The 11,598-nt window shown below is 66.3% G+C and carries 12 protein-coding genes and 2 tRNA genes; 4 read left to right on the top strand and 10 right to left on the bottom strand.

Features of this window, described 5'->3' with window-relative positions:
* The first annotated feature begins 29 nt into the window (after positions 1 to 29).
* Both FFS08_RS06260 and FFS08_RS06255 read left to right on the top strand, forming a co-directional pair.
* Positions 30 to 263, top strand: coding sequence for a hypothetical protein (locus FFS08_RS06260; RefSeq protein WP_137864791.1), 234 nt, complete (start codon positions 30 to 32; stop codon positions 261 to 263).
* A 128-nt stretch (positions 264 to 391) separates the two neighbouring features.
* The gene (locus FFS08_RS06255) at positions 392 to 1,726 is read left to right on the top strand and encodes a dicarboxylate/amino acid:cation symporter (RefSeq protein ID WP_137864792.1); all 1,335 of its coding nucleotides are present in this window, start codon (positions 392 to 394) and stop codon (positions 1,724 to 1,726) included.
* Positions 1,727 to 1,737: 11 nt separating this feature from the next.
* Here the strand turns inward: FFS08_RS06255 and FFS08_RS06250 are convergent.
* From FFS08_RS06250 to FFS08_RS06235, 4 genes are all read right to left on the bottom strand, one after another.
* Positions 1,738 to 1,814, bottom strand: a tRNA-Pro gene (locus tag FFS08_RS06250).
* Positions 1,815 to 1,864: 50 nt separating this feature from the next.
* Positions 1,865 to 1,941 (bottom strand) — tRNA-Ile (locus tag FFS08_RS06245).
* A gap of 25 nt (positions 1,942 to 1,966) precedes the next feature.
* Positions 1,967 to 2,983 carry a polysaccharide deacetylase family protein gene (locus FFS08_RS06240; protein WP_331484167.1) on the bottom strand — a complete coding sequence of 339 codons (1,017 nt, stop codon included), beginning with the start codon at positions 2,981 to 2,983 and terminating at the stop codon, positions 1,967 to 1,969.
* Between the two features lies 1 nt (position 2,984).
* A complete protein-coding gene (locus FFS08_RS06235) occupies positions 2,985 to 5,258 on the bottom strand; it encodes a histidine kinase dimerization/phospho-acceptor domain-containing protein (RefSeq protein ID WP_249341266.1) in 2,274 nt (757 codons plus the stop codon).
* Between the two features lie 180 nt (positions 5,259 to 5,438).
* Here FFS08_RS06235 and FFS08_RS06230 point away from each other — a divergent pair, with 180 nt between their 5' ends.
* Positions 5,439 to 5,900 (top strand): Lrp/AsnC family transcriptional regulator, encoded by a 462-nt coding sequence (locus FFS08_RS06230; protein ID WP_137864793.1) that lies wholly within the window; start codon positions 5,439 to 5,441, stop codon positions 5,898 to 5,900.
* A 55-nt stretch (positions 5,901 to 5,955) separates the two neighbouring features.
* Here FFS08_RS06230 and FFS08_RS06225 read toward each other — a convergent pair whose 3' ends face one another.
* Positions 5,956 to 7,212, bottom strand: coding sequence for a hypothetical protein (locus FFS08_RS06225; protein WP_137864794.1), 1,257 nt, complete (start codon positions 7,210 to 7,212; stop codon positions 5,956 to 5,958).
* 294 nt (positions 7,213 to 7,506) lie between these two features.
* On the opposite strand from FFS08_RS06225, the gene FFS08_RS06220 reads away from it, so the two are divergent.
* On the top strand, positions 7,507 to 8,016 hold the full coding sequence (locus tag FFS08_RS06220) for a hypothetical protein (protein ID WP_137864795.1): 510 nt from the start codon (positions 7,507 to 7,509) through the stop codon (positions 8,014 to 8,016).
* Positions 8,017 to 8,090: 74 nt separating this feature from the next.
* Here FFS08_RS06220 and FFS08_RS06215 read toward each other — a convergent pair whose 3' ends face one another.
* The 5 genes from FFS08_RS06215 to FFS08_RS06195 all read right to left on the bottom strand — a co-directional run bounded on the left by FFS08_RS06215 (position 8,091) and on the right by FFS08_RS06195 (position 11,441).
* Positions 8,091 to 8,378: a hypothetical protein gene (locus FFS08_RS06215; protein WP_137871822.1), complete on the bottom strand. Its 288-nt coding sequence runs from the start codon at positions 8,376 to 8,378 to the stop codon at positions 8,091 to 8,093.
* Between the two features lie 61 nt (positions 8,379 to 8,439).
* Positions 8,440 to 8,919: a glutathione peroxidase gene (locus tag FFS08_RS06210; protein WP_137863902.1), complete on the bottom strand. Its 480-nt coding sequence runs from the start codon at positions 8,917 to 8,919 to the stop codon at positions 8,440 to 8,442.
* Positions 8,916 to 9,512: a GNAT family N-acetyltransferase gene (locus tag FFS08_RS06205; RefSeq protein ID WP_137863903.1), complete on the bottom strand. Its 597-nt coding sequence runs from the start codon at positions 9,510 to 9,512 to the stop codon at positions 8,916 to 8,918. The genes FFS08_RS06210 and FFS08_RS06205 overlap by 4 nt, the downstream gene beginning before the upstream one ends.
* Positions 9,509 to 10,198, bottom strand: coding sequence for an ABC transporter ATP-binding protein (locus FFS08_RS06200; protein ID WP_137863904.1), 690 nt, complete (start codon positions 10,196 to 10,198; stop codon positions 9,509 to 9,511). Before FFS08_RS06200 ends, FFS08_RS06205 begins: the two co-directional genes overlap by 4 nt.
* A complete protein-coding gene (locus FFS08_RS06195) occupies positions 10,191 to 11,441 on the bottom strand; it encodes a lipoprotein-releasing ABC transporter permease subunit (protein ID WP_137863963.1) in 1,251 nt (416 codons plus the stop codon). The genes FFS08_RS06200 and FFS08_RS06195 overlap by 8 nt, the downstream gene beginning before the upstream one ends.
* Between the last annotated feature and the right edge of the window lie 157 nt (positions 11,442 to 11,598).

The following is an 11,598-nucleotide window of genomic DNA, read 5'->3' as shown; positions in this document are numbered from 1 at the left end:
AAACGTTTGAGTTCCTTTAGGAGCACCACATGAAGAAGATCCTCATTGTTGCTGCGACCGCCGGCCTGATGTCGCTCGCGGCTTGCAACGGCGGCACCACCAACACCACCGCCGAGAACGTTGCCGACTCGCACGAGGCGAATGCCGCTGCGTACGAGGCCGCTGCCGACAACACCACCAACGCCGCTGCCGAGGCGACCCTCGAGAACGCCGCGAACGTGGAAGAGAACAAGGCCGACGCCGCCGCGGCGAACGCGCACTGATCTCCGTTCGGCGCCGGCCGCATGGCCGGACCGAGGAATAGGAAGGGCGCTCCCGCAAGGGGGCGCCCTTTCCTGTTGGGGCCCATCGCGCGCTCCGCTATGCCGGGGCGGATCAGGGGGGAGAGGAAATGGGCGCAGTCGCAATGAGCCATGCCGAAGGGCCCCGGCGCCAGCGCTGGTGGCAGATGCTCTATGTGCAGGTGCTGATCGCCATAGCGGCAGGCGTGCTGGTCGGCGCGCTCTGGCCGGCCTGGGGAGCGTCGCTCGAATGGCTGGGCACCGCCTTCATCAAGCTGGTGAAGATGATCATTGCCCCGGTGATCTTCCTGACGCTGGTCACCGGCATCGCCGGCGCCCGGGAATTGGGCTCGCTCGGCCGAGTGGTGGTCAAGGCCTTTGCCTATTTCCTGTTCTTCTCGTCGCTGGCGCTGGTGATCGGCCTCATCGTCGCCCATGTCGTCCAGCCCGGTGCCGGCTTCAACATCGATCCGCGCACGCTCAACGAAGCCGCCGTCCAGGGGTTCGAGAAGCAGGCGCACGAGACGACGGTGCAGGGATTCCTGCTCGCCGTCATCCCTACCACCTTGATCTCGGCGCTTACCGACGGGTCGATCCTGCAGGTGCTGTTCGTCTCGATCCTGATCGGCGTGACGCTGGCCGGCCTGGGCGAACGCGTGCGGCCGGTGGTGGACCTGCTCGAACAGCTGGGCCTCGTCGTCTTCCGCCTGGTCGCCCTGCTGATGCGCGCCGCACCGCTCGGCGCCTTCGGTGCGATGGCCTTCACCATCGGCAGATACGGCCTGGGATCGCTGCGCGACCTCGTCTGGCTCGTCGGAACCTTCTATTTCACCTCGGCGCTGTTCGTGCTTGGCGTGCTCGGCGTGGTGGGCTGGCTGGCCGGCTTCTCGATCTTCAAGCTGCTGCGCTACATCAAGGCCGAGCTGCTGCTCGTTCTCGGCGCCTCCTCCTCCGAAGCCGCCCTGCCCGCACTGATCGACAAGCTGGAGCGCGCCGGCTGCGACAAGGAAGTGGTCGGCGTCGTCGTCCCGGCCGGCTATTCGTTCAATCTGGACGGCACCAACATCTACATGACGCTCGCCGCGCTGTTCATCGCCCAGGCGACCGGCGTGCATTTGTCGCTCGGCGAGCAGTTCGTCCTGCTCGGCACGGCGATGCTCACGTCGAAGGGCGCGGCGGGCGTGACCGGTGCGGGCTTCGCGACGCTGGCGGCGACGCTGATGGTGGTTCCCTCGATTCCGGTGGCGGGCATGGCCCTGATCCTGGGCGTCGACCGCTTCATGAGCGAGTGCCGCAGCCTCACCAATTTCATCGGCAATGCAGTGGCAACGATCGTCGTGGCCCGCTGGGAAGGCCGGCTCGACCGCGAAGCCTTGCAACGCGCGCTCGACGGCAAGGCCGATCCCGGCCCGGCCCGCACCGCCATGGAAACCGACAGGGCCTGAAAATTGGGAAATGGTCGGGGAGACAGGATTCGAACCTGCGACATCCTGCTCCCAAAGCAGGCGCGCTACCAGACTGCGCCACTCCCCGACGCGGATTGCGGCCCTAGGCGCAAGACGCACCGGACACAAGACCGCCGCTGGTGGGCCCGGCAGGACTTGAACCCGCAACCTAGCCGTTATGAGCGGCCAGCTCTAACCAATTGAGCTACAGGCCCCCAGCAAACCGGCCCTAGCGGAACCTCAGGCCGGGCCGCAAGTCGCTGCGACAATCTGATCCACGGATGCAGGGCGCACGCCCAGCCGGTCGAGCAGGGCGAGCACCTCGTCCCACCAGCGCAGGAACGCTGCGAGATCGGCCTCGTCGCGCACATAGGGCGTGTGGCCGGGCTCCACCGAAGGCGAATGAAAGGCGAAGTTGAGCAGCCCCAGCCCTTCGCCCACGGCAACGCGAATCGCTTCCTTGGCCTCACCAAGCGGCATGTCCTCGGGCGTGAGCGATACGCGCGAGAGCAGGCCCAGGCGCGAGGCGATCCCGATCCCGTGCGGGAGGCGGCCCAGCCTGCGGTGCAGCCCGGCCCCGCCCCGCCGCATGCGGCCGGTGAACACGGTGGTGAAGGGCAATTCGATCACCTCGCCCAGGCGGAAAGCGTGATTGGGCACCGCGAGAAAATCGGGTCCGCCCTCCGCGGAATAATCATAGGCGGAACGCATCGAGCTATCGATCCGGTAGCCGAGATCGGCGAGCAGCGCCGGCGTCTCGGGTCCGATCCCATAGCGGCCGGCCCGATAGACGAGCGGACGACGCCCGAAGGCACGCTCCACCGCATCGGTGAGAGCGGTCAGCTTGGCGCGCTGCAGATCGATCGGGAGATTGCCGGTGAAGCTGTTGAAACCGTTCACGTCCTCCAGGTGCGGGGGATTGACCCAGGGATGGAGCTGCGTGCCGATCGCCGAACGGCCATCCTTCAGGACCTCGCGGAGCACGTCGACGGCAAGCGGCGAAGTCGCGATCGGATAGTCGACCAGATAGGTGAGCGGCACGCCGGCGGCGGCGAACCGGGCATGGACCGGCGGCAGCGCGGCCATGTGACGAGTCCCGTCCGCTTCCGAACTGAGCGGCGCGCCCCAGTCGAACTCTTCCTCTGTGTCCACGAAGATCGTGAAACGGGTGCCGAAATCGTCCGGCCAGTGCAGGCGCGCGCGCGGATCGGGCGCGGGTACGCGATAACCGCCGCGATCTGGAGCGCCGCTCCCCACTTCAGCTTAGATGTGCCTGGCCCACTTGTTCGTTTACGGCCGCCGGAAGCCGCAAAGTCAAGCTTTCCGGACCGATGACGAGCGCGCCACCCAGTTCGCGCGCGAGATTGCGCGCGAGCCGCAGCGCGAATCCCGTGCCGAGCAACGTCATATCTTCGCGCTCGTCATCGATATCGAGCACCGAATCGCCCGGATAATCGGCAAGCGCCTGGGGACGATCAATCGTGATCGACACCGTCTCGGCAGCCTCCAGCGCCATGTGCACGCCGATCCGTTCGCCCTGCCCGCTGGCAGACACGAGCGTGGCAAGGAGGCGCGCCAGCAGCCGCTCGACCGCGCGGCGATCACCGATGACGGAAAGATCGGCGACCGGCAGCGCGATCACCGAGCCGCGCAACTCGGCAAGCGGCGCGAGATCGTCGACAATCGTCGCGAGCACCGGCCGAAGCGCGATCTGGCCGGGGACGAGCGAAAGCGCGGCGCTGTCGATCCGCGCTGCAAGATCGAGATCGTCGATCGCACCGAGCAAGTCGCGCGCCTGGGAACGGATCACCTGGGCACGATCGCGATAGGCATCGCCCACCGGGCCGAGCATCTGCGCCTCGATCATCTCGGCGAAGCCGGCGATCGCGTTGGTGGGCGTGCGCAGCTCATGGACGAGCTGCCGAAGCGAATCCGCCGGCATCGCCGGCGCCGTGGCGGCACGCACCGGCTCGGCACGCTCATCGACGCGCGGGCGGCGCGCGGTGCCGCGATAGCCGGTGAAACGGCCATTGCCAGGATCGAAGACCGGAATGGCAGAAATCAACCAATCTCCCGCCGCATCCGATTCGCCTTCCACGGAGAGACGGGCATTGGAGAAGCCGGCACGGCGCCGGAAGGCGCCCGCGGCAACGCCATCCACACGCGACGCCTCCGACACGCCGGGCGCAGCCTGGCTGTCCAGCGACACGCCGATCAACGGCGCACGGCTCACGCCATCGACCCAGCGGATCATGCCCTTGGCATCGGTTTCGAAGCGGAAATCGTCAGCCGGACGCGGCGCGGGCCGATCCTGCGGGCCCACTTCCTCGCGATGGCGCCAGAACGCGTCGATGCGCGCAACTACGTCGGCGATTTCAAAGGTGCCGTCGTCGTCGCCCGCGGCTTCTGCCGCAATCTGCCGCACTTCTGCGGCCAGGCCATCACTATATTCCATGGCCGAATCCTGCGCCCCGGATTCCGGCGGTGCAATCGCTTCGGCAGAATCGACTGACTCGTCTGTCCCGGATTGGACCGGGCGGATCGGATTTTGGAGCTCCTCAAGCACTTGCGTTGCCTGAGCGGTCATGGACGGCGCAAGACCGGCAAGCGCGACGAAGGAAAGGTCTTCCGCCTCCGCCGAAACGGCCATGGCTTCAGGCAAAGCGGCCGGCGCTTCGGGCTCGGGTACGGGTTCGGGCGCCGGGACAAGCTCGACAGGAGCCTGGGGCACTTCGGCGGACATATCGTCCGGCTCACGGGCATCGGACGACGGGTCATTCGCCGTTCCGACGGCCGGGCTCGCCACGGGCAGCCGGGCCAGCAACGCGTTGAGCGGCGCGTCCTGCGCCGGCAGGCGCTGCGGGGTGGTGGAACTCCAATAGACGAGCGGCTTGCCCTCGGTTTCCGATACCGCTTCCACGGGCTCGGGGAGGTCATCGGCGATATCCTCGGCGGGTTCGGGCCGGGGCGCCTCCGCCACGATCTCGATCGGCGCCGGCTCGGCCGGGCGCGCGGCGACGACTTCGACCCAGTCGATCGCCACTTGCTCGACCACCGCTTCCGGTTCGGGTGCGGCGGATTCGACCGGCACTTCCTTCACGGTCTCGTCGGGCAGCACGAAGTCGATCGGGCCGAAGCTCTCGAGCGCGCGGCGCACCACGGGACTGAGGTCGCGCCGGTTGCGCAGCACCGCGCGTGCAGCCGGCGCGAGCTCGGGCAGCAACTGGATCCATTCGGCCGAGTTCATCCGCGCACTGCGCAAGACCGGCAGCGCGACCTGGAGTTCGTCCAGCGCGAACAGACGAACGAGCGGCGGCGGCGGATCGGCATGTTCCAGCGCACGGGCACTGGCCGCGCGAACCGGCACCGGCACGGATTCGCGAATCGTGCGGAGCACGCCCATCGCACGATTGCCCGCGACGGCACGACGGCGACCGATCAGGTCGACGAGCTGGCGCCAAGCGGACTGGACGCCATAAGGCGAGCCCAGATCCGAGGCGAGCACCGTCTCCAATGTATCGTCGAAGCGCAACGCGTGCCCACCCTTACCCGGCGCCGAAACGCGCGCCGTAACGAATCCTTAACTCGGCAAACGTCCGTTCGGAACCGTCGATTTCGGCACGTCGCATTGTGGGACAATTGCGTTGCGGCGTAATAATATTATGTCTAAACGCAACACACGGAAACGAATCAAAAGATAGAAGGAACATAAATGCGATTCGACGACATCGACGTACGGATCCTCGGCCTGTTGCAAGATAATGGCCGCATGACCAATGTCGAGCTTGCCGAACGCGTTGGGCTGACGGCGCCGCCCTGCCTCCGCCGTGTGCGGGCCCTGGAGCAGCAAGGGGCGATAACCGGCTATCACGCCGCGCTCGATCCGGCCGCGCTGGGCTATAATCTCACCGTGTTCGCAATGGTGAGCCTGAAGAGCCAGGCGGAAGCGGATCTGCGCGCGTTCGAGCAGATGGTGGCCGATATTCCCGAAGTCCGCGAATGCCACATGCTCAACGGCGAGATCGATTTCATCCTGAAGATCGTCGCACCCGATCTGCAGAGCTTCCAGCACATATTGACGACGCGGCTCACCCCCGCACCGAACGTCGAGCATGTGAAGACATCGCTCACCATCCGGACGTCCAAGGCGCTGCCGGGCGTGCCGGTCACCTGATATGAAAAGGGGCGGCATCGCTGCCGCCCCTTCCCTGTTAGGCGCGAAGCCGCGCTCAGCTGAGCGGCGGCGTGTCGAGCGAGACCTGCCAGAGCAGCGCGACGTTGACATAGGGGCCGGTCTTCACCGCCTGGAATGCCGTCTTCGCTTCCTCCTTGCGGCCCAGCCGCTGGAGCGCGATGCCGCGGTGCAGGTTGATCTCGTTGGCATCCGCGCCGCCCTTGGCGAGCGCCGCGTCGTAGAGTTCGAGCGCACGGGCATTGTCGCCGGCGGCGAGCAGCGCATCGGCGTTGCCGACGCCGCCCTGCTTGGCCAGCGTGTCGAGCGACGGGCTGCTCTTAACGCCTGCCTGTGCCGCCGTGTAGGTCCGGTTGCCGTCTGCATCGGTCGTCGGCAGCTTGCCGTTCTTGCGGCCTTCCTCGATCACCGAGATTGCTTCCCAGGGCAGGCCGGAGGACTGCGCCGCATAGGCATAATCGGCATAATCGCCGCGATCGGCCAGCGAGTTCGTGATGCGGCGGAGGCGATAGAGATCGATGCGCTCGGTCTTGGCGGCGCGATCCGTGCCCTTTGCGCCCTGGCCGAGCACTTCGATCGCCCAACGCCAGTTCTTAACTGCCGGATAGTCCTTCAGATAATAAGCGAGCCAGTCATAGGTCGCCTCGCGATTGCCGGTGGCGGTCACCTTCGGAATGGCGAACTGATACCAGGCCTCCGGGGCCTTCTGTCCGGTCGACTTGGCAAATTCGATGGCGTTGCGCGCCTCGGCGGCAGCCTCGACATTCTTGCCGGTGGCGGCATAGGAATTCGCCAGCATCAGCGCGATGTCGACGTTCTTCTCGCCGAACTGGCGGGCCTTGGTCATGTAGTTGATGACATCGGCGTGCTTCTTCTGCGACGCGGCGGCCTTGCCGAGCAGGAAGTTCAGACGGGCATTATAGGGGCCGACTGCATCCGGCGCGGTGCGCGGGCTGGCCACCAGCACCTGGAGCGGCGCGACCTGCGCCGCCTCGTTGCCGCGTCCCAGTTCGAGCCGCAGGCGCATCGAGGCCGCGAAAAATTTCTCGTCGTCACTCTTTGCCGCGGCTTCGGCGGCGACAATCTGCGGCTCGGCGGCGGCCCAGTCCTTGGCATTCACCGCGGCTTCGGCAGCAGCGGCAGGCTTGCGGAACTCGTCGCTCACTTGAAGCTGGTTCGCGGCCGGCGCGTTCTTGTCGTCCTTCTTCTTCTGCGCGGCGGCGGGGGTCACCGTCAGCGCAGTGGCGCCCAGCGACAGCACGGCGGCCAGCGCGAGCTTGGAAGCGAAGTTCATGCGAAACTCTCCTAAACGGGGAAAGGGCGGGGGCTTTCGGGGCACCTCTAGTTGCCCCACACGCGCCGTTCAAGCCGATCCCAATCGCCGATGCCCGTTCTGCGATGAACGCCATTTTAACAGCCGCCTCTTCCCGGAGGCGCCGGAAGCGCCTACGCACCCGTCCCGCCTCGGGAATCCAACGGCCCACCCCACAATTTGAACGCCTCGTCCGCAAATTTTGGTTGATGTGCGTTAACCCTGTGGATAAGCCTGTGGACGGTACGAGTAACTCGTTGCGTTGGAAGGGGTAAAATGAGTTCCCTGTATCTCGGGTGCACGCTTTGCGAAGTCGATGCAGAGGGCAATGTCCTGCTGACGGACAGCATGGCCCGGGCGCTGGGTCTCCCCGCGCCCGAAGAGCCGTTGTTTCTGTCCACGCATGAGCGCGACCAGTGCCTGGTCGGCTATGCCAGATCGCATCTCCAGGAAATCCGCACGCGCACCGAGCGTTGGCGTATCGCCGACGAAGATGCCGGCCGCGACGGGCAGCAGCATCACGAGCGGATGCGGCGCTTGTTCGGTATCGTCGAAGTCGCTCCGCGCAGCGAACATGGGCTGACGCTGCCGGCGGTGATGCGCCACCTCGGCCGGATCGAGAGCGTGGCGCTGATCGTGGGCGCGGGCGACCGCTTCGAGATCTGGAACCCGCAACTCGCGGTGACGCATACCGAAGGCCGGTTCCGCGAACTCGCCAACTGGCAGGTCGCGCACCGCCATTCACCCCGCGCCGGCTCGCGCCGCACGCGCCCGGTCCGCCGCTGATGGGCGCGCTGCGCTGCCGGTTGCTCGGCCATGCCGCGATGACGACGCATCATCGCAGCGGAGAGAGCGAATTCTCATTGTGCATCCGTTGCGGCGACGACCTGCTCCGCGCGATCGGGGCCGAGGAATGGGAAGAAGTCCCCGCCGGGCACAAAGTGGTCTGGCATCGCCGCGACCAGAGCGGCAGCGCCGCGGCAGTGGCCGAGCGCATGATCCAGCCCCCCGCCCCGCGCCGCCATCGACCGCGAAACCAGGCGCCGGTCGAGACGCGCGGTCAGCGCCGCCCCCGCCCGCACCGAACCGGCGTGACGATGCTGCTGGGACTCACCGGCCGTTTCGTGATGGCCAGCCTTTTCGATCACCTGCGCCGCCCGGCCCGGCCCGTGCCGCCGCCGATGCGCCTGCTTCCGGCGCCGGGGCGGATTACAGCAGTTTCTCGATCGCGGGGCCGATCGCGTCGGGGCTGGTAGTCGGCGCGAACCGCTCCACCTTCATGCCCGCCCGGTCGACGAGGAACTTGGTGAAGTTCCACTTGATCCGTTTCGAGCCGATCACGCCCGGCGCGGCGCGCTTCAGCGCATCGAACAGCGGCGCGGCATTGGGGCCATTGACGTCGATCTTGGCATAGATCGGGAAAGTCACATCATAGGTGAGCGCGCAGAAATTGGCGATCTCCTCCGCATCGCCCGGTTCCTGTGCGCCGAACTGATTGCAGGGAAAGGCAAGCACCGAGAAGCCGCGGTCCGCATACTGGCGGTGCAGCGCCTCGAGCCCGGCATATTGCGGGGTGAAGCCGCATTTGGAGGCGGTGTTGACGATGAGCAGAACCTGGCCGGCATGATCGGCCAGCGTGGTCTCCTCGCCGCCAGGCTTGCGGACGGGAATGTCAGTGATGACGGTCATGCTGCCTCTCCTTCGTAGCGGGCCATCAGCAGTTCGATGTTGCGGCGGACGCCGGGCCATTCATGCGCGAGGATCGAATAGACCACACTATCGCGCATATGCCCCTTCAGGATCAGATGGCCGCGCAGCACGCCGTCCATCCTAGCCCCCAGCCGCTCGATCGCCCGACGCGAAGCCTGATTGAGGAAATCGGTGCGGATCTGCACGCAATTCACCCCCAGCACGTCGAAGGCATGCCGAAACAACAGATATTTGGCCTCGGTATTGAGGCCCGTGCGCTGGACGCGCGGCGCATAGAGCGTGCCGCCGATCTCCACGCGGCGATGCCCCTCGCTCATCCGCAGGAAGCGCGTGGCGCCCGAAATCCGGCCCTCGGCATCGAGCACGGTGAACGGCAATCCCCGCCCTGCCGCCATCTCATTCTCGATCCGGCTCATCCAGGCATCGATGCTGGCCGCGTCGGGCACCGTGGTGTGGAACAGGTGGCCGAGGTCGGCGAATGCATCGAGCAGCCCGGCACGATCCGCGCGCATCATCGGACGCAGCGTGACGTGCCGCCCCGCAAGAGTCGGCACTTCACGCCAGGGGTTCATTCCAGATGCCCCTCGTGCAGCCGCACCACCCGATCCATCCGCGCGGCGAGGCGTTCATTGTGCGTGGCGATCAGCGCGGCCGAGCCCTGGGTGCGGACGAGGCCGAGAAACTCGGCGAGCACCTTGTCCGAAGTCGCCTCGTCCAGATTGCCGGTGGGTTCGTCGGCAAGCACCAGCGCCGGCTTGTTGGCGAGCGCGCGGGCAACCGCGACCCGCTGCTGCTCGCCGCCCGAAAGCTGGCTCGGCCGGTGCGTCAGCCGGTGCCCGAGCCCGAGGGCGGTGAGCAGTGCCTCGGCACGCTTGTCGGCATCGGCCCGCAACGCCCCATGGATCATCTGCGGCAGCACGACATTCTCGAGCGCGTTGAAGTCCGGCAACAGGTGATGGAACTGGTAGACGAAGCCCAGATGGTCGCGCCGCACCGCGGTACGGCCCGGACTGTCGAGCTGCGCAGCCTCGCTGCCGGCAATACGTATCGATCCCTGGAACCCGCCTTCGAGCAGCCCGACGGCCTGGAGCAGAGTCGATTTGCCCGAACCCGAGGGACCGAGCAGCGCGACGATCTCGCCCGGCTGCACCGTGAGGTCGATGCCGCGCAGGACTTCGATCGTCTCGCCGCCCTGGCTGAAGCTGCGCTTGAGGCCGTGCGTCTGGAGCACCGGCCCCGAACCTCCAGGACTATTCATAGCGCAGCACCTGCACCGGATCGGTGCTCGCGGCCTTCCACGCCGGATAGAGAGTCGCAAGGAAACAGAAGATCAGCGCCATCACGCAGATGCCTATGGTCTGGAACGGATCGGTCTTGGCCGGCAACTCGGTGAGGAAGCGCATCTGCGGATCCCAGATATTCTGGCCGGTCACCAGCCCGATGAACTTCACCACGGCTTCGCGGAAGGTGATGAAGAGGAAGCCCAGCACCCCGCCCGCGGCCACGCCGAGCGCACCGATCGTGGTGCCCACGGTCACGAAGATGCGCATCAGCCCGCCGCGCGTGGCGCCCATCGTGCGCAACACCGCGATGTCCCGCGTCTTGGCGCGCACCAGCATGATCAGCGACGAGACGATGTTGAAGGCGGCGACCACCAGGATGATCGAGAGGATGGTGAAGGACACGGTGCGGTCCACCGCCAGCGCCTCGAACAGCTCGGAGTTCATCATCCGCCAATCGGTGATCTGGCCGACGCCGCTCACCTTGTCGTTCAAGGGCTGGAGGATCTGCCCTACCCGGTCGGGGTCGACCGTCTCCAGCTCGATCATCGAAACGCCGTCGCCGAGCAGCAGCAGGGTCTGCGCATCCTCGATCGGCATGACGGCGAAGACCTTGTCATAATCATAGACCCCCACCTCGAAGATCGCGGCGACCTTGTACTTCACGATGCGCGGCATGGTGCCGAAGGGCGTCGCCGCGCCGGCGGGGTTGAGGATCGATATCTCGCTGCCCACCGTGGCGCCGAGCGATTCCGCCAGGCGCGAGCCGATCGCCACCTGCTCTCCCCCCGGCTTCAGGCTCTTGAGCGATCCGACGACTTCCTTGCCCTTGAGCGTGGGGTTGCTGAGGATGTCCTCCATCCGCATGCCCCGCAGCTGGATGAACTCGGCGCGGCCATTATAGGTGGCGAAGAGCGGCTGCTCGATCAGCGGCGTGGCGCTGGTTACTCCCGGCGTCTTCCTCGCCTCCTCGAGCACCGTGCGCCAGTTGCGCAGCTGACCGCCATAGCCCTGGACCACGGCATGACCGTTCAATCCGGTGATCTTGTCGAACAATTCGGCGCGGAAGCCGTTCATCACGCTCATCACCACGATCAGCGCGGCAACGCCCAGCATGACGGCGACGAGGCTGAACCCGGCGACGACGGCGATAAACGCCTCGCTCCGCCCGGGCAGCAGATAACGGCGGGCGATCATCCGCTCATAGCGTGAAATCAACAACATGCGGGTCTTGTAACTCGCCGGGAAAACAGGTCTTCCGCCGGTCTAGGGCAGATGGCGGCGAATTCCTACTGCGAACCGCTATGTTGCCGATTCAACACAGGGTGGCACCAAACTGCGCCTACCCCTTGTAATGCCAGTGACAAAGCGGGTGCGG

Origin of the sequence: Sphingomonas sp. 1F27F7B, assembly GCF_005503355.1 — a bacterium.
In the GTDB taxonomy this organism is placed as follows: domain Bacteria; phylum Pseudomonadota; class Alphaproteobacteria; order Sphingomonadales; family Sphingomonadaceae; genus Sphingomonas.
Note: the sequence above shows the minus strand (reverse complement) of the source record. Positions and strands in the feature narration are given on the sequence as shown.